This is a genomic window from Deltaproteobacteria bacterium, from assembly GCA_018668695.1.
Lineage (GTDB): Bacteria > Myxococcota > XYA12-FULL-58-9 > XYA12-FULL-58-9 > JABJBS01 > JABJBS01.
Genome location: JABJBS010000310.1, coordinates 20,745 through 39,432 on the forward strand (window position 1 = coordinate 20,745; position 18,688 = coordinate 39,432).

Here is an 18,688-nt window from a genome sequence, read left to right on the forward strand (position 1 = left end):
GATTCTACGCGGAAATTGGGGTTTTAGGTAGTCGGATTGATCGATTGGACCATCTGTAGATATTGAATTCATAAGTCCCCTCCCCGAACCGTTGTGCTTGCATAGAGCAAGCACCGCAGAAGGCTCTGAGACTAGGTGACGACGCGCCGCGTTGTCAATGCTTAGCTTCGGGCTGTGCCTGCAAGTTACTGATTTTGAGAGGCATACTCGGTGCACTCAATCTCTGGCTGCGTTATTTGTAAGATAATGTCACATCTTCAAATGTGGAGGTTTCTCCATTGAGGATCGGGAGCATATCTTGGTCGTTGAAGAGGTGCAGTCTGGTGAAAGCTAAGGAGTATATGTTGGTCGCTTCCAGGAGGATTTTGTAGTCGGTAAACTCGTCCCCGCAACCGCCGCCATTTTCGTCCCCGATCCAAGGCGTAATTTCACAAGTCAGAATGTAAGAATGATGCCCACCTTTATCGTAGTTTACCCGCATTGAATTGGGCGCTGAAATATTGTCCCAGTAGGGGTCGCCTTGTGTTTCGTTCGGGCAATTGCCATCGAGCGTTGCGGACATGTGCATAATTGGGATGGTTATGTTGGAAACGCCTTCGGGGCCCATGAGCGGTGCATTGCCGGGCGCCATGGGGATCAAGACTTTAACGCGCTCGTCTCGAAATCCTTGTCTGAGAATCGTCGCATATTCATCAGTCATGTTTGTACAAAGAGAGCTCTGTGCTGTGCCGTCGCACTCAGCAATTCTTTCTTCGGAGAAGGTTCCACCAACAGCACTGAATACGTTCCAGCCACCAAAGCTGTGGCCCGCAAGTGCTAGGTCGTCTGTAAGTCGGCCGGCCAATGGGTTCGTCGCCGGCAGGGAGTAAATGGTGTCGATGACAGCAGAGATGTCTTGAGGCCGCTGAACATACATTTCTGTATTTCGAGGCTCGTCACGGTTGGCCGTGGTGTCGCCGGTATGGTCGGCACTGGCCACGACGAATCCGTGAGATGCGAAGTATTCCATCAGCTCATACGCGCATTCAGCAAAGGAGCTGGTTCCATGAGAGTAGACGAGTACAGGAAACTCAGCATCTGGAATGGGGGCCGCGTCGATGAGGCTCTCACCCCATAGAGGCTCGGTACCTCGTGTTTCATTTGTTGGGTACCACATGATGAGCCGAAGTGTTCGGGGCTCAGCAATTCCATTCGGGGTGTAAGTGATTTCGGTAGCCTGTTGCCCAACATTGTAGGGGCCCCGGACTGTGACGTCGACGGTCTGAGTCTCTTCCGGTGATGTGTCCTCGCTGCTGCAACCCGTGAACAAGCTCGTCACAACGACACTCAAAACAATCAATGGACTTAATAATTTCATGGCCACCTCCTTACTGACGATTATCCAAGTGTGCTCTCTGGGACAAGTGTTTAAGGTGGGTTAGGTGGTTGAAGCCGATTTCAGTGGCTCAGAGCTAAACAAGGGATTTCTATAGAGATCCGGCGCTGAGCACCTGGGGAGCAGAATTTAATCTCTTCGCCTCAACAATCCCACAATGAATGGAAGAAAGTAGAGTGACCCCGGCGTACCTGCACAACCGCCGGTAGAGTCTGTCGTCTCTGAGGTAGTTTCTTCACTATTGTTTGAGTTGGTGCTGGCAGGTGGTGTGGTTTCATTCTCGCAGTTGTTATTGCTTGGTTCATCAGGGCTGCTCTCATTCTCATCTGAATCAGTTGAGTCGCCTGGCTGCTGAACTTGGCACTCCTCGTCCGGTTCTGAATCGTTTCCGGTGATTTCCGAGTCATCGACGAGGCAGTGCTCCAGAGTGCTGTCGACGCTTGCTGCATCCTGACCTAATTTGAGTAGCTTAGACATCATCCACGCACCGGCTCCGTAACCCACCATGGGGATGGCACCTTCGTAGCTGCCATTGGTGGGGTCATAGAGTTCCGCAATCAAATTGTCGTTGGCCGCTGCCAGTTCGGTGACGGTATCAAAAAGGTTGGTGTATTCCGAAAGTCCGTTCACGTGATTAGATTTTAACCATGCGTCGCCAATCCTGAGATCCATCATGACCCACTCTCGGGTATCATAGACCGTTGCGGCAGATTCCCCGGTAAGAGAAAGCTCGGGATCGAGTCGACGGTAACCGCCAAAGTCGGTACGGATGATGTCGTATTGCTCAAGCGTTCCCGAATAAATACTCGAGTCTGGCTCAAAGATTCCCCAATTAAGAAACTCGACGGTGGAGCCATCAGCGTGCGTATAAGATGACGCCACACCCGCATGACTGGCGATGCTTTGGGTGGGTTGATGCACGAGTACCTCTTGAGCCTTATTACGCATATTGTCGGCCAAGCGTTGGAACTCTTGGCTCAATACTTCGTCTCCCTTTAAAGCAATAATCGCGGCAAGGTCGGCGAGTCCGCGGATTTGAGTGGCCACGGTGTATGCGAAGATTTGTCGGTGATTCCAATGTACTTCCCAGATTGAGTTATCAGGAGCGGGGAGGTCATCGATGATAAGACTTTTGATATCGTGGCCAATGTGGAGCAACGCCTCATAAACCGTGTCGCCTTGGCGGGTTGTTGAATCAAGCCAATCCAAATCACAACTGCTTTCTAAGTACTGGCGCGCTGCCCAAAGAACTAAACCCCAGCCATCTGTTTCGTAGTTGGGGCCATCGATGTTCCAATCACTCTCTTCTTGACCGTCTCCAAAGTAGCGGCAAACGGAGATTCGATAAGGACGCTGTAGTTCATAATACTCTGGGCGGTTGTAGAGCCCAGCTTCAGCGCCCAGGAAAAATTCGATACCCTTTTTGGCTTCTTCATAATGTCCGGTCATGGCGAGGGATACGGCGGCATAGGTTCCATCTCGTACCCATCCAACATGCCAATCACCGGGAGGCAGAGATGCCAGAAGCATGCCGGAGTTGGATGGCTTTTCTTCTATCAGTCCCATTCTAAGTACTGCTTCGGATTGTCTCCACACTTTGAGTTCTGTGGCGGACAGGCCAGCTGGAGCTGGTTTGCGCCAAGCTTCAAAAGAGCTGAACTCGTTTTGGAGTGCAACCATGGCCGACTGCCCATTACTGTAGTTGTCCCAAAGAGAGAGTATATCGTCTGCACTGCGCGAGTCCCGAAAGCTATGGGCGCGTGGATGAATAGGGTTGTCGTTAAGGAAAATGACCGTTAATCCCCAAGTCTTGGTTTCACCTGGAGCGAGCGTCAAGCTTTGATGCAAGAGAGGCACCTGACTTGAACCAGTGCATGTGTTGTTTTGAGAAATCCAGGAGCCGTTCAAAACGGCGTTATAAATAGGGCTGTCTTGTCCGCAAGTCATTTGAGTTGAGGATTCAAACGGTAAATAAAAGGCGTGCCCACCACCGGCCCCGGTCTCTCGCATATGAGGTGAAGAACCACCGCGTTTTTCTAGGTACTCATTCCAGTCATTTGGGTAGGGTCGTCCTTCGCCTAACTTTAGATTCGGTTTGGCAAATACGGTGACTTCTTGTTCGTTGGGTGAATGGTTGGTCACTTCCAAAATCATTGTTAGAGCGTTGGCCGAGAGCGCGAAAGGCGCAAAGTAGTATGTTTGAGTTTCGATGGGGCCCACGTGCTGACGGCCCGATATAATATGACTTTGTTCAGCGTATTCGATGTCATCAAGCTCGGTGAGCCATTGGTTGCCTTGAGCGGTTTGGATCCCAAAGTATAAATCATGCGCTAGGTTTCGCCGGTGAATCCCATAGGTTCCTTCATCATTTGCAGCTGCGACGAAAGCGTAAGGATGCTCGAGGAATTGGGTTATCCGGCCTGAGGGACGGTCAAAAATTGAGAAATGGTGCCCATTTCCTGTGGTCATCGTGTGTAAAGAACGGTTCGCCGCCTGGGTATGCACTGGATATAGGCTCAGTAGAGCAAGCGTTATCAGAAACCTTCGTCCTAAAGTCATGGTCATCCCCCTTATGGCTTTAGTGTATCTTTGAAGAGTTACGCTTTTAGCCGCTCGTGGGTCGACCCGTCAAGGAGAAATCTTAATTCTTAGCGTAGAAGCAGATCGAGGAGGGGACCAGGGGAAAACGGGGTAAAGGCGCCGTCTCGCTGAGCCAGGCGGTCAGCGATGACATAAAGTGAAAGCGGATTGAAGCCAAATGCCATGTGACTTGATGGAACATGGATATTCTCGCGCAATGGATAATCCGGTTCGAGACAGGTCTTCCATGTCACGACGCCATCGGTTCGGCTGTAGAGAGAAGAGAAGGGAACTGGGATGGCAGGTTCGTTGAGCCAGGGTTTGAAGGGGGCCGGCTCTTTCCGAACTGCTCGTCTGCGTATTTTGGCCGTCACGGAGAGCAATGCGCTGATATTGGTTGAATCATCAGCTCCGTAAAAAGGGCTGCCAAGAGTAATGACCGAACGTATTGCCTCAGGGTTTTGGAAGGCGAGCTTTCGGCTCATGATACCTCCGAGGCTCCAACCTACGAGGCTTAATTTTCGGCCATTCTTCTGGATGATGGTATCGATTCGGTTGTGTAGATGTTTAAAAAGGCCAGGGCGGTTTCCCATATTGAGCCCAGCTTTCCAGGAGTAGGTCTGGTAGCCCAGCTTCTTCAGAGTGGTCCGTAGAAGGATGGTTGCAGGATCCCCGCTGCCAAAACCGGGTAAGACCATCACGGGGTGACCGTCGCCTTGGGGTAAGAAACGCTGCAAAGGGTAGGTCGCAAAATAAGCACCGGCTTCCCAAAAAGCACGCCCTTCCATGAGTCCCAAAATCAGACCAGGTCTGTTTTGAGCATCGGGTGAAGCTAGGATGGTTTCAGCACTGATTTTCTTGGATGCCATGTAAGATGGCTATCGCTCTCCTAGCGAACAAGCAAGCTCGACCCTGCAGGGGTATGGCCGTGTAGGCCTCTGTCGTTATTAAGTGCTCAATATTGTTAATTTTTTTTGCCTCTTTGAACAAACAGATACAGAATTAGTCAGAGGGAACCAATAGGATATGAATAGCCGATGTTGGAAGGTCTCTTTAGAGGCGAACTGACATCACGGAGGGCTAAACGAAGCAGCTTCGGCTGCGAATAACCGATGGGCTGTTTAGGAATAGTTGGTGGTTTGCGGGTGGGTCAACCTAGACAAATTTGAACCAATCGTTTTCAGTCATCGTTCGAAAAGCCTCCGCCAACGGGTCAGTTGGTGGGGGCTTTGTTGTTACTCGGCAGGCTCAGTCTCAATGGGTTGGTCGATGATATGAAGAATTCCATTGTTTACATCGATATCTGCGTACGTGACTGTGGAACTCTCGTTGAGTCTAAGGTCTCCATCTGCACTGATTGATACGCTTGCTCCCGAGAGCATTTCCAGCGTGGTGAGCTCCTCAAGCGCCTCAGAATCGAGTACCCCGTTGGCAGCATGTGTTTGGCCCAGGGCTGCCGAAGAGCTTGAGTCCATCTCGACAGGATCGATGTCCACTGCATTAAACCCAAAGTTGGCGGCAGCAAAAATCGTTAGGTTGATGTTATCGGTACCGAGGTCCAGGGAAAGCTGACCCGAGCGCTCCATGAGCTCTTTGAATTTGCTCAAACGTGGGTAGGAACTCACGATTTGAATCAAATCTATCCGGCTGCGCATGCTTGAAGAAAGCAGTGCTCCGTCTAGCACATGAACAATTCCGTTGTCTGCGACCCTATCGAGATTGGTCACCGTGGCTAGGCCATCGATGACAACTTTACCCTGGATGTATTGAAGATGAATTCGTTCCTGTAGAAGCGTGTTGCTCCAGGCGGTGTTCTGAGCCGCGTTGCCCGTCATTTCTCCCGCGATGATGTGGTATTGAAGTAGATCTGCCATTTGATCTGGAGTCAGCGCTGATAGATCTAGGTTGAGAGTTTCAAACGCGTCGTTGGTTGGTGCAAAAACAGTAAAGGGACCAGTTCCTTCGAGTACCGAGGCTAATCCGGTATTTTCCAATGCAGCGCTGAAGACTGAGAACTCCGGCATCGACGCCAGCATACTCGCAACGGTCACGGGCTCTGGCTCCGTATCTGTTGGATCTTCGTTTGGCACATCGCCGGTTGGACCCAAGCAGGCAGTGAGTGTCAAAACTGCAAAAATTGTGAAGCTTTGAAGTATCGGTCGTAAAAGCATTGAAAGCCCTTTCCATGGGTGAAGCTGGGACTATCTTTAATCAAAGTAGGGGCAATGGGAAAGGGAAACACCCAAGTGAAAGGGTCGAATACCATAGGCTGTAGATTTTTTGAGTAATATTCGGTATGCTTGGTGGCTTAGTTTTAGGAGAATATCGGTGAGTAATTCTAAACAAGGTGGAGCTTTTGGCGTGTTGGTCTTGATTGCTGCATTGTTCGTCATTGGAGCTGGGGGGTTTTTGCTTTTTAAGATGCTTGGAGAGCATCAAGAAGCTCCTCGTCCCGAAACTCCGGTGCGTTACTTAAAACCCGCCGACTCCGAGAAAAATCCCCCCGCAAAATTCAGTGACGAAAAGGTCGACACCAACAAGATTATCCCCTGAGGTATAAGGCCTCTTGGCTCAATGTTGAGATGCCTGCGAAACTCTATGTGCATTGCGTTCTAGCTGCCACATCACTTGTGTAATTTTGCTAAACCTAGCCCGGCTCATGGTGATGCCGTTGGAGTCTCCCAGGCTTGCCCGAAACGATTGAATCTGATCTGCGTTCCAAATCGTTCCGTCAATTTCGATGCTCGCATCCTCTGGAATATTATTATTGTAGTTTCCACTTCTAAAAATATCGGCCACGGCATTTCTATGTCCACCTGCCCACGCACTAAACCGTGGATGGTCTTCGTAACTTGCAGCATTTCGAAGAACGTAGTTTTCACCAGCTTGGTTTTCGTTGATGACTTCACCGATGACTTCACTTCGCTCATATCCCACGCCGGCGGTAAAATGTGTGCCAAGTGCTCCGCCTCCATTTTTTAGACTGCCTTTGCCCGTGCCCGCGAAGGTCGAGTATTTGACGGATGCTCGCGTGTATTGAGTCTCATAATCGGGCTCAGTCGCGCCAGGTGCTGATACGTCTTGTTGGCTAACGTTGACTCTAAGTGTAATCGAGGACTGCGCTCCCGGAATATTATGGAGTTGGGAAGTGATTCCGGTTTGAACTCCTTCGAGGAGTTCGCGGCTTACACCGGCGGCCGAGAGTTCCTGGTCGCTAAACGGTGGTGCCCCTTGAACGCCCAACATTTCACCGGCCAATTCAAGAATAGCAGGTGCGCCGCTCTGATGAATTGAGCGAGCTACATTGCCGCCCATTTTAACCTGGAAATTAAAATTCCGAGTTTGAGTTGTATTAAGCTGATTGGCGTCTCTCTCAACTTCGCGCCATTGTACTTCTGCTCGTACATTAACGCTGCCAACATCCTTGATACTTGCTCCAAATTCGCCGTAGGCGGTTGTTGTATGTGTTGTGCTCTCGCCACGATGCTCGCCAGTAAGCGCATCATACATCGATTGTTGGACCGCTTGTGTCTTCAAGCCTCCCTTAGCGTGAGCTGTAACAACTCCAGGAACTCCGAGCCTTGCTCTTACCGCTCCATCTACGGAGATGTCGGTGCTATTGATACGCAGAACCGAATGGCGTGGTGGTTCTTGTGAGAATGGACCTACGCGCACAAGGTCATCAAAATTGTCTCTCGCATCCGCCGGGACCTGATTTCTCGCTTCATTAATAATGGGGGCGTAAATTCTTTGCATAAGGTACCGTGCAGCATCTTCTTCGTTTGCAAATCGCAGTGCTATTTTGCCACCGCCTTGTACTGTGACCTCTGTTCCCACACCCACAAGGCCGAAGAGAAATTCCGCTTCGACCCCAGCATTGACCATGGCCTTCAAATCGATGGCGACTTCAACGGAATCATTATCTGGGCGCTTAACGGAGACACCACTGCTAATCATACCTTGAAGCCAAGCTCTTCCTCCAACAACGCCAATGGTGCCTTGCACAGCAACCCCGCCTCCAACCCTAAAGTCGACTCGGCTTGATTCACCATTTTCATCTGCTGCAGCATGAATCAGTGCAGCCAATCCTGATTCATTCAGTACCAGAACATCGTTACGTATCATTTCCTCAAGCGCACCCGCATAGGCCTCTTCGGCTTGGCGTGTTTCAATCGTCTGAGCTTCAGTGAGCACATCTCCTGCAGCGGTTCGAATTTCGCGGACACCGGTTGTAAGAGCTCCTCTTCGATTACTGGCGGCTTCAATATAGCCATCCAGTAAACCAAGCTGCTCTTGGAGTTGGTCTTTGTGAGATTCAAGGCGCAGAATATCAGCTTGAAGCTTCGCTAATGAGCCTTGAAAGCGCCGGCCGTAAGTTCCCGATGCAACACTGAGTCTTGCTTCATCTGCTCGTCCCAGCTCACTTGTGGCGCTTGTTAGATGCGTGTCGGCTTCACCCGATAGCTGCATGGCAGCTGCTAGGTTTTCTCGGGCAAATGCGATTTCTGAATCAACGCCGCTTAAATTCGTGCGAATGCTCTCTGCTCGCTGGCGGGCGCTGCCTGTATCGCCTTGGGCGAGGGCTCGGTTGGCTTGCCATGCGTGGTTCTCGGCGCTGCGCAGCGACTCTGAGGTTGAATCCAGCGACGTATTGGCTTCATCAACATTTTGTAACCCATGCTGGATAGCCGAATCAGCTTCGCTCAGATGGGTTTGCGCGTTGGCGGTTCGCCACTGCGCTTCAGCGGTTGTTCTAGCGGCTTGGCGCATACCTGGACTTGCTCCACGAACAGCTTGTTCCATTGCGTCTTGGTAGTGCGTGAGAGAAGGGTAATTGCTGATGTTGTTTTGGACTTGAGCCATTCGACCTGTCCAAACCCGCATTACATTGATGTCATGTTGATAAGAGTTCAAGGCACCTTCGATAGCGCCACCTTGGTCTGCGTCGCGAGCGTTTCGGAAAGCAGTCTTGACCAAGAAAGGCGCCAATTGATTATCGGCGCTGTTAACGACTTGTCCGCTTCGACTTTCCGCGAGGGTTGCGATTGCAGCAAATCCAGAGAGCATCATTTCAAAATCTTGAGCGCCATCAAGTAGGGTTGAACGCAAGGTCGAAAAGTCACCACTTAAAGTAGATGCCTCGATGCGTGCGGTAGCAAGGAGTTCTAAGCCTTGAGCACTTTGTGCTTGGCGCATCTCCGGATTGGCTGAAATAGAGTTATTGATGTGCTCAAGAAATACTACGTAAGCATCCACTGTTTTAATCAGCTGCGGGTCTCGTGCCTCGGTGCGCAGTTCCTGGAGGGCGCTGATTTGATGCGTGAGATGATTTTCGCCGCGGTCATAGCCTTGGTTGTTGAAAAAGGTATTGTATTGCGTGCGCGTGAGGTCTCGCCAGTTGCCGGCATCTGCAAGTTTTTCGACGAGTGCTTGTTCTGCTGCTTCGCTGCGGGCACCGACAACCGCGCTAAAGATACGCGTGCGCGAACTCGCGTCGGTACGGTTTTGAAAATAGGTATTGCGAGAGCTAAACCCGTCCCGTGCCTGGCCAGAGTTTTTAACTCTCATAAGGTTTAGTTGGCCGCTCTGCCGAACTCCATCCCATTTATCCAACGCGTCTATATCTGTGATTCCTGCCGCGTTGAGTGCCTCGCGAACGTCGGTCCGGGTTAAGTCGAGTACACCGTTTTGGTCTCCATCAAGTGCATCTAAAGTACGAAGTAATTCAGGAGTGAACGATTGATTGGGATTGAGTTGAGTAGCAGTCATTTTTTTCCTCTTTTGAGAAATGTTATTAAGAGTTTTCGAGTTTGGTGTAGAAGGACTCAACGATTCGAATGAGCCATGTTTGAGCCGTTTTGTCGTATCGCCCAAGAGAGTTTGCACACGCTTCCACATCACTCATGTTCATCTGGCCTTCGTCGTTGGCTACATACATGCACCACTGTGCCAAAGACTCAGGTGCGAGGGCTGCTGCTTGATACTTCAAATAGGCGTATACACAGTGGCGACTTCTTTCTGGGATGTCTTCGGCCCTTAGAACTGAGAAGAGTGCTTCGAGGTCGGCAAGGTCGAGGGGAGTATGGGGCAGTCGATTTACCTTTTCACCGTCTTGGGAAATGGTTAACGACCGATTCTCTTTGCCATGGGCGAAAGTGATTTGTACCGACCCCTTAGGCAGAGCCAGGATGCGATACGGACCAACCTGAACGGGGGCAAGGCGCAGTGGGCTTGATTTTTGAGATGTCGTTGCCAACTTTCTCTTGGTTGGTGCTGGTTGTACTAAAGCTTGAAGCATTGTGCTCTCCTGGTGTTACGCGCTGCGTGTAGGTACTTGTCGGTTGACGCCTTGAGTGGTTCAAAAAAGTCAGTTCGATATTCGATAAGTGGCTGATTTTTCTGACATCTGTGATGGAGATCACACGAGGAAGATCACTCTAAAACTAAAGTGTGATGGGGATCACAAAGGAATGTGGGAAGAATCTTTTAAGCTTGAGTAACGGAGTCGAGATTCATCTCGGAGTAAGTGGTTTGCTCACTGCTCCAGGCTCGATAGAGCTTCACTGGCTTTTGCTTGCCTTTAACTTCTGTGGGCGGAAGCTCGGTTGCATTGTTCGGGGAGCCGACACGTTTGAATGTGGCTTCGTCGCAGATGACTTCGCCCGCTTCTGCGATAGACGATAGACGGCTCGATAAGTTTACGGCATCACCAATAACCGTATATTCCATACGCCGGCGCGCTCCGATGTTACCGGCAACACAGACGCCGCTGGCGAGTCCAATCCCGATTTCAATGGGGCTTTGTCCCCGTTTTTCGCGCTCGTTGTTTAGCTGTAAAAGCTCTTTTTGCATCGTGATAGCAGCCTGAACCGCTTTCGAGGCATCATCTTCTTTAGAAAGAGGTGGTCCCCAAAGAGCCATAATGGCATCGCCGATGAATTTATCGAGGATACCATCGTGGTTGAAGATAACTTCAACCATTCTGTCAAAGTATTCGTTAAGGAGAACAACGACGTCTCGGGCAGCGCTTCGTTCAGTAAGGCTTGTAAAGCCTCGAATATCCGCGAACATCACAGTTACTTCTTGTTCGTTTCCGCCGCGCTTTAAGCTCACCTGATTGTTGATAACCTGTTCAACGAGAACGGGGGAGAGGAAACGCTCGAGTGATTGCCGAGTCTGAGCCGCCCGGGCCAGCCTCTGGGCCATATGTGCGTTGGCAAGAGCCATCCCGGCACCCGTTGCTACGGCCGTAAACATATCGAGGTCTGTTGGGGTGAAGGCACCGATTTGCCCGCTGTGCGATAGTAAAACGATGCCGAATACCTCAGTTTTATCCAAGAGTGGCACGCACATCACAGAACGCATACCACTTGCCATCACACTTTTGGCTTCGGCAAAGCGCTCATCTGATTGCACATCAGCGGCAAGAATACCGGAGCGATTTTCAACAGCTGCGTCGACAATGGTACGGCTGATATTCAAGCTTTCGGTCGCTGGTGTGGTCCCCACAGAAGCAACAAGTTTGAGATCATCGAGATTATCATTTTGATAGAGCAGAACCATTCCGCGCTCTGGTTTTAATACTTCTTTGGTGACATCCAGAATCTTCTGGCACAAAAGCTCGATGTTGTTGATTTGGCTGAGTTCGCTTAATGCTTGAAGCGTGGCTTGTAGGCGGCTGAAAGTGAGGTCGCTTTCTTTTTCCTGCTCGGTATGAAGCCCTTTGATTAACTCGTCGATGGATGATGCTTTGAGAACTTGCGTGCCGAGAGCTTGGGAGTTTTCTGCAAAGCTGATTTCCGCCAGTTCACGAAGCGTGAAGGTAAATTTGCTTCGGCCTACGGAGATTTCGTCTCCATGAAAGAGCCGGCATGTCGCGACCGGTCGTTCGTTGACATAAGAACCATTTGAGCTGTGGAGATCTACCAGGTGGAAGTCCGCACCTTCACGTACAATTTTAGCGTGTGTTTTGGAAATAAGCGGGTCTTGGAGCGGAATTGTATTTGCGGGCGAGCGGCCAATCGTTTCAAGATTGCGCTTTAAAACAATCGGGGACCCTGAGTTTGCCTCGGCATTTGGAATAGGGACCAGGCTTGCTTGTATTTGTTTCACTCAAATTTCCTTATAGATCCAAGAGCGGCTTGGGCTCCTGCAGCATAGGCTTACTTAGTGTGTCCATGCTATCTTAAGAAAGGCGGCTCTTACCAGGGCTAATCCTTACAAAACAGCTCGTATTCTTAACTTTATATCAAGAATTTACTCAATATATCCAAGTGCTTTTAGGGACTCCATGTCCTGCTTTTTGGCTTCCTTAGGAACTCGTGTCATCCCAGTTTTTAAGTATGTTGTTAGAATTTTTTTAAGCTCCGTGGCGATAGGGTCCGTGATTGGGAGCAGGGCGTCCTCGGATGCGAGGGAACCTCGCTTAAACAACTCATACTTACCTTTGACGATTTCATAGGATGGGAACTGGCGCGTTGATTTACGGTGAAGAATAAGTGTGTGGCTCGGCGAACGGACGGCTGCCTGCTGAGCAAATAGATGCTCTGAGAAAACATAAGGGCTGGGCTTCTCGGTTCCCTGAATAACTGCATGTAAATTTTTTCCGCGGGCCTCAGGCCAAAGGGGCAGCTCTAGAAGACTCATAATCGTGGGTGCCACATCCACGGTTTGGGTGAGCGCGGAGCTTGTTTGAGCTTGGCTACCGGGGACCCGTAACACCAACGGAACTTTTACGGACGGTTCATAGAGTCCACCATGATGAAAGTAGAGTTCGTTTTCGCCGAGATTTTCACCATGATCACTGGTGAAAACGATAATCGTATTATCCCAGAGTCCTTTTTCTTCAAGTGCTCTCTGAAGCTCACCCAGACCAGCATCAACCTCTAAGACTTCGTCATTGTAGTACTCTAGCAAAGGCTTTGTTTCTTGGTGCTGCTTAAACGCTTTCTTGAACCATGGGTTGTTTCGCTGAAACCCGGGAGAGGCCTTGATGGCCCTGTCCATGGGGACCGATTCGCTAAGCAAGCGGTCACGGTGCTGTCCCGGGAGGTAGCTTTCGTAGGGAGAGTGCGGGTCAACCATGTGGAGCCACATAAAAAAAGGCTTTTCCTCAGTATTTTGACTGAGCAAGGTCATGCCTTCCTTAACGGTTTTCGTGGCCGTTCGGTTCTCGCGGGTGGCTGGAATGATTTTTTCAAAACCTTGTCCAAGGTTGGATACGTTGGGGTTTAAATGAGGAAACCCAATGACCGCTGCCGTAAAGTATCCGGCATTTTGAAGCGACTCGGCGAGGGTTGTGGCATCGTCATCGATTCCGCCCTGGTTATCATAAATCCCATGATCTCGGGGGTACAAGGATGTCATGAGGCTGACATGCGATGGGGTGGTGAGCATTGAGTTTGAATAAGAATTTCTAAAATGCCACCCATTTTGAGCCAAAGCATGGAGGTTGGGCATGCTCACTGGTCCGCCGTCCAGGCTTGAGACATCACCTCGCATCGTATCGGCGGTAATGAGGATGACGTTTAATGGGTCAACGGGAGCTTTGGGTTGGTTTGGCACTTCGGTCGCAGCTGGTTTAGCTGGGCGGGGCAGTGGCTGGTCAGATTGACACCCAAGAGAGAGGCACCAAAAAAGGCCTGGAACGATGAGAGCTGGATAAGGAAATCTCTTCATTTAACTTCTATCGCGCGAGCAGGTCGTTGTCGCAAGTAAAATCGTTGAATCGTTTAAGTATAGAATATTGAATATAAAAAAATTGGCAATGAATGGGTTCGGGCAACCCTGGTTTCATAAGGCCCAGAGTGATAACTTAATGTTATGAAAGGCTCTGAAAATCCACTTTTTGGTGGCCACTATGCTCTGTGGAGCCTGATGCTCTGTTTTGGTGTGGTAGGTCTCGTGAACCTCGGTGGTTTACGGCACGACTACGATGAAGGCCAATACATCGCTTTAGCTTCTGCAATTGCCTCTGGTGAAGTGCCTTTTAGGGATTTCTTTTACCATCAGCCTGCCTACTACTTATATTTGCTTTCGCTCTTGCCAGAGCCGGGGCCAAGTACCCTCTGGCTTTACCGTCTACCTGCTTTTATTGGTACCTGGTTAACGGGTGCGGTCTTGTATTTTTTAGCAAGGGACGGCCTAAAACTAAGGCTTAGTATTTTAGCCCCGGCACTATTTTACGGAAGTCTCTTGGTGGGGCCTGGCTTATTGGCGCTTCCACATGGACTGATGATTTTAGGCACGACCCTCGGGGTCTACTTCATTTTTGTGCGAGGTGAAGGCAGGCATGTCTTATTCGCAGGCTGTGTGATGGCTTGTGCTGTTTGTCTCAAGGCACTGGCGATTTCTTCGGTAATTGCAATGGTCTTAGCGCTTGTTGTCTTGAAAGAGCACCGCGCAAAGCTGGTTCCTTTTGTGGCTTCAGTTGCGGTTGTAGGGCTGCTTGGAATCGTTGGGCTGCATTTACTAACGGATGGCGGATTCGTGCATGCACTCACTTTACAATTTTCCAGAACCAGCGCGCAAAGTGGAGTGCAGATTATGCAGTCTTTGCCTGGCTTGGCCAATGATATGGAGTCGTTGGGCGATGTCTCGTCGGTGGGGTTCAATGCGGCCATTCATGCAATAGCTCTCACAGGATTGCCGCTGAAGTTTGCTGGTAATTATCTTTTAGCCAACAACACACTGCATAGCTTGGTATTAGGCGTGGTTGGGCTTGTTGGTCTGTTTGCACATCGTAAACAGTCACCGTGGTTTATTGTTCTAGGGCTTTGGTGGTTTTTGGCCCTGGTTTTTATTCTTTTTGTATGGTCGCCATCTTGGCAAGATTATTTGATTCAATATGCCTCGCCTCTAGCGCTGCTTGGCGCAGTTTGCTTGGATAACTTATGGCATCGTGGAGGAGTAGCTTGGGCACCGCGGTGGGCGGTGGTGGCTTTGGTGGGTATCGCATGGCTTACTGGCGGTGCCGCAGCTCTTGAGGGTATTGAGAATGAGGAAAACGAAATGAAGGGCATCCAGAGCAGCACTTTTGACTCGATGTCGTGGCTCACTTTCGACCCCTACCTTACCTTCCGAACAGGTAGCCCCGAAGCTTGTGGACTGCGAGACCCTTTGACTGATTTTGGGTTACCTACAAACCTGCCGGGCTTAGAGGTTTTTGAGGGCAGGCGACAGACGCTGGCTCGTGTCATGGCTTGTTTACAAGAGGCTGAGCCCACTGGGATTTGGGTCGACGATGAGAGCTTGATGTACATTGATAATGAGTTTGCTCGTTATCTACTTTGTCAAAGCCGTCATCCCGTTAGCTATGAAAGCCGCACCCATGTTCGGAAGTTACGCGCCAGGGTGGGTCTGGATGTCGTTGATGGAAAGCTTTGCGAGGACAGCTGGTAATGGGATTGGGACAGACTAAATCTTGGCAAGGCCAAGCTCTGCGGGGAGTGTTTTCTCTAAAGTATCTTTTAGGTAAGGAACGCATTGGTGCGCTTCTCGAAAATGTTCAAGAGAACTTAGTAGAAAGCCTGAAGACTCATTTTGAAACTGAAGGTAGCGGTAAAGTACGACCGGTAGCTGTTGAGCATAACATCGATCTCGAAACGTTTCGGACGAAGTATCAAGCTAAGAATCGACCCGTGGTTCTTAAGGGGGCCGCGGCGCACTGGGAGTGTGTTCGAAAATGGGACTTGGATTACTTAAGTAAAGAGTATGGTTCTGACCCCGTAGACCTTCTCAATCCAAGCGGTCTCTCGGTTTCGGAGATGAGCGATGTGGTGGAGCGATCAACACTGGGAGATTTCATTCGAGAGATACAAGGGGGAGGAAAGAAGTACCTCCGTTTTCATCCCTTTCTCATGGACCATCCCGAACTTTTGCAAGACCTAGACTTAGATTGGATCTCGAGTATCCAAACGCGTGGTGTGATGAGGCCGGAATACCAGATGTTTGTGGGCCCAGCCGGTTCCCATACGCCAGTCCATTGCGCGATGCCATGTAATCTCTTCGTACAGGTACATGGCAAAAAGAATTGGTTACTCTTCGAGCCCAACGATTTTCCAATGCTAAACCCGAAAATAGCTGGCTTATCTTATTATATCTCTGACGTTGATCCAGAAGACGTCGATACGCAGCGCTTCCCACTCTTCCAATATCTCAATGCATGGGAAGTCAACTTAGAGCCGGGTGATGTCTTCTGGAACCCACCTTACATGTGGCACTGTGTGACCAATGAGACGCCATCGATTGGGATTGGTTATCGCTTTAATAATCCGTGGTTGGCCCTGAAAGCTTCGCCAACACTTCTTGGACTGCGCGTGGCTGCTCGAAGTCCTAATGTCTTCCAGAGTCTTTATTATGCTTTAAAAAAGACCAACTTAATTGTTTCCATTGAACGGGACCGGTCTTCGAAAAAAACATAAGCTGTTTGACACCCCATCTGTCGCTGCGGACAATAGAAAATAGATTTCTGCGGGGAGGCGTTATGTCGGATATCAAGATAGAAGAAGTTTCAAAACGAGGTATCAAGGGTGTGCGTGCCAGTTTTGAGCTGCCTCATCCTCCAGGTCCCATTGCTGATATGATGTGGGATGTCGATCAATTCGCAAAACTGTTTCCCGACATATTGGAGCTTCGCCTGGTAGCAAGTCATGAAAATTCTCAGGATGTCCATTACCGAGTGGATGCGGTCTATAAGGAGATAAAATATACTCTGCGAAGAACTCGAATGATACGCGACAACGGGGCCGATATTGAGTGGAGCATGCTCAAGGGTGACTTGCGAAACATTATCGGAGCATGGCGACTGACTGCGTCAGGTGATGGTCGTTGCTCGGTCGTCTATGAGTCTTATGTAGATGCCAGTGTCTTGGTTCCGACCTCTGTGATTCGTAAGGTGGCGAAAACAAAAATTCGCGAGATGGTTGACCGTGTGCGGCGAGCGGCGGCAGCTTCGGAATGAATGTCCTTGTAAGATAAGACATACACTGTCGGGCAGTCTAACACTGCATGGGTCATGTCTCTGAACAGAATGGATCGCCGCGGCGCTTTAGAATGACCACGGCCGCCCCCTCTATGCCCTTTAGACTTGAGCCTTTGTCTGGGGAATGATTCGATCGGGGGTGCACTTTTGCCGTTGATTGCTGGGGAAAAGCATGGCTGATTCTTACCCGTTACTGAAATTTTATCTTAAAGGATTACGACGAGCTAAGAAGGCCAAATCGGCCATTCTCTTCGTACCATCGCCCAGTGCTATGTCTACCCAAAGCTTTTTGGTGGTCGATGGGCAGTCTGCTGATATCCCTGAGTTGGCAAGCATCTCACGTGCAACAAGCTTCTTAGTTAATGTGACCCGAGGTGTATTTGAGTGGCAGGGTGATCCTGGTGAGCATGAGCACCAGTTGTCTCACGGTGTCTATATCAAGAGTAAAAATGAGTCCGCGGTGGTTGTACCATTGCTCTTTGGCCAAGATGCTTTCGCGATGCCACGTTTTGCGGCCGATGGTCGGATGACCTACACCGGGGAGGAACGCCGTGAGAGCGGAGATGATTCCGCACCGGAATATCATAAATCCCCAGCTTGGCTTGGGCTGGCTTTCGAGGAGGGGCAAGATCCCAGTGAAACATTGACTCCCTGTGCTGATGGAGAGTTTGACCTTAATGCGTGGCTGCAAATATTTGGTGGCGTACTTGGGCGCCAAATGGTTCGTAATGATGCAATCTTGCATGATGCTCTAACCGGACTTCCGGGGCCTGCTGAGTTAAGGCAGGTGCTAGACGAACTTATTATTAGGCCCAATTCGAATACCGATGGATTCGCTTTGGCTTTCTTTTGCCCTGAGGACTTTGGAGAGACCACTGACCGTTACTCGGAAAATGTAACCAGAGGGATTTTGGCAGAGGTGTCGCAGCGAATCGTGGGTGGGGTGCGAGCGAGTGATTTCATTTGTAGAGTAGGGCACACTTGTTTTGCCGCAATTTTCCCAGGTACGACAGAGCACCACGCGGTGATGGTTGCAAAACGAATCATGCAGCAGGTTAGCAATGAGGTGGAACTGGAGGATTTACTTCCGGTTATTTTGAAATGCGGGCTCACCTTTAACAACGGTGAACGGCGTGTCTCGGCTGATGTCTTAATTCAAGAGGCTTCACAGGCTCTTCAAAAGACGATGGACGGTGGGAATAAAGATTTGGCGCGTTACGGCGATGAAAGCCTGATGAAGAAACACCATATTGACCTTTACCATGCAGCCGTAGCGTCAGATTGCGATACTGATAGCCGACGTGTGTTCATGCTCAAGGAAATGCTCGGTGCGATAGCGATGGAACCAGGGGGGGCGGAGATATTGAAGCACGTGTCGGCATGCCTGCAAAAAGGGTTAGGCTCTCATCACGCATCCATTTTGAAAAAAGAGGTTGATGGAAAGCTGGAGGTTATCCACAACTTGAATATGGACTCACGAGAAACTCATCCATCACTTAGAGATTCGGAGTTAGCATTGATTCAGAGCGCGCTTGATTCAAATCAGCCACGAGGTGTTGATATTGATGGCGTACCTGGATCGGAAGTGGATGTTGCAGGTACAGCACTTGCGCTGCCACTGTATCATCGTGATGAATGCACTGGGGTGCTTTATATGCAGTCGCCGCAGAACGCTTGGCTTGGCCTTGGAGATGTTTTGTTTCTATGCAGTGCTACGCGGCATCTGGGTATTATTGTCGGATGAGCACTAA

At 50.0% G+C, this 18,688-nt stretch carries 13 protein-coding genes; 5 read left to right on the forward strand and 8 right to left on the reverse strand.

Annotation, left to right across the window (positions count from 1 at the left end; translation table 11 throughout):
• Positions 1-232: 232 nt before the first annotated feature.
• From HOK28_16960 to HOK28_16975, 4 genes are all read right to left on the reverse strand, one after another.
• A complete protein-coding gene (locus HOK28_16960) occupies positions 233-1,357 on the reverse strand; it encodes a hypothetical protein (GenBank protein MBT6434789.1) in 1,125 nt (374 codons plus the stop codon).
• A 147-nt stretch (positions 1,358-1,504) separates the two neighbouring features.
• Entirely contained in the window at positions 1,505-3,934 is a 2,430-nt protein-coding gene (locus tag HOK28_16965) for a hypothetical protein (protein ID MBT6434790.1), read from the reverse strand.
• Positions 3,935-4,023: 89 nt separating this feature from the next.
• Positions 4,024-4,824, reverse strand: a complete 801-nt coding sequence (locus HOK28_16970; protein MBT6434791.1) for an alpha/beta fold hydrolase — start codon at positions 4,822-4,824, stop codon at positions 4,024-4,026.
• Between the two features lie 366 nt (positions 4,825-5,190).
• A complete protein-coding gene (locus HOK28_16975; GenBank protein ID MBT6434792.1) occupies positions 5,191-6,126 on the reverse strand; it encodes a fasciclin domain-containing protein in 936 nt (311 codons plus the stop codon).
• A 157-nt stretch (positions 6,127-6,283) separates the two neighbouring features.
• Here HOK28_16975 and HOK28_16980 point away from each other — a divergent pair, with 157 nt between their 5' ends.
• Entirely contained in the window at positions 6,284-6,508 is a 225-nt protein-coding gene (locus tag HOK28_16980) for a hypothetical protein (protein ID MBT6434793.1), read from the forward strand.
• A gap of 18 nt (positions 6,509-6,526) precedes the next feature.
• On the opposite strand, the gene HOK28_16985 is transcribed toward HOK28_16980, so the two are convergent.
• The 4 genes from HOK28_16985 to HOK28_17000 all read right to left on the reverse strand — a co-directional run bounded on the left by HOK28_16985 (position 6,527) and on the right by HOK28_17000 (position 13,633).
• Positions 6,527-9,724 (reverse strand): hypothetical protein, encoded by a 3,198-nt coding sequence (locus tag HOK28_16985; protein MBT6434794.1) that lies wholly within the window; start codon positions 9,722-9,724, stop codon positions 6,527-6,529.
• Between the two features lie 25 nt (positions 9,725-9,749).
• Positions 9,750-10,253, reverse strand: coding sequence for a hypothetical protein (locus tag HOK28_16990; GenBank protein MBT6434795.1), 504 nt, complete (start codon positions 10,251-10,253; stop codon positions 9,750-9,752).
• Between the two features lie 188 nt (positions 10,254-10,441).
• Positions 10,442-12,067, reverse strand: a complete 1,626-nt coding sequence (locus HOK28_16995) for an FHA domain-containing protein (GenBank protein MBT6434796.1) — start codon at positions 12,065-12,067, stop codon at positions 10,442-10,444.
• Between the two features lie 144 nt (positions 12,068-12,211).
• Positions 12,212-13,633: a sulfatase gene (locus HOK28_17000; GenBank protein MBT6434797.1), complete on the reverse strand. Its 1,422-nt coding sequence runs from the start codon at positions 13,631-13,633 to the stop codon at positions 12,212-12,214.
• Positions 13,634-13,777: 144 nt separating this feature from the next.
• On the opposite strand from HOK28_17000, the gene HOK28_17005 reads away from it, so the two are divergent.
• The 4 genes from HOK28_17005 (at position 13,778) to HOK28_17020 (ending at position 18,681) form a co-directional block, all read left to right on the forward strand.
• On the forward strand, positions 13,778-15,355 hold the full coding sequence (locus HOK28_17005) for a hypothetical protein (protein MBT6434798.1): 1,578 nt from the start codon (positions 13,778-13,780) through the stop codon (positions 15,353-15,355).
• Positions 15,355-16,377: a cupin-like domain-containing protein gene (locus tag HOK28_17010; protein ID MBT6434799.1), complete on the forward strand. Its 1,023-nt coding sequence runs from the start codon at positions 15,355-15,357 to the stop codon at positions 16,375-16,377. Before HOK28_17005 ends, HOK28_17010 begins: the two co-directional genes overlap by 1 nt.
• 62 nt (positions 16,378-16,439) lie before the next feature.
• Complete coding sequence (locus HOK28_17015) at positions 16,440-16,916, forward strand: hypothetical protein (GenBank protein MBT6434800.1); 477 nt, start codon at positions 16,440-16,442, stop codon at positions 16,914-16,916.
• Positions 16,917-17,109: 193 nt separating this feature from the next.
• A complete protein-coding gene (locus HOK28_17020) occupies positions 17,110-18,681 on the forward strand; it encodes a diguanylate cyclase (protein ID MBT6434801.1) in 1,572 nt (523 codons plus the stop codon).
• The last annotated feature ends 7 nt before the right edge of the window (positions 18,682-18,688 follow it).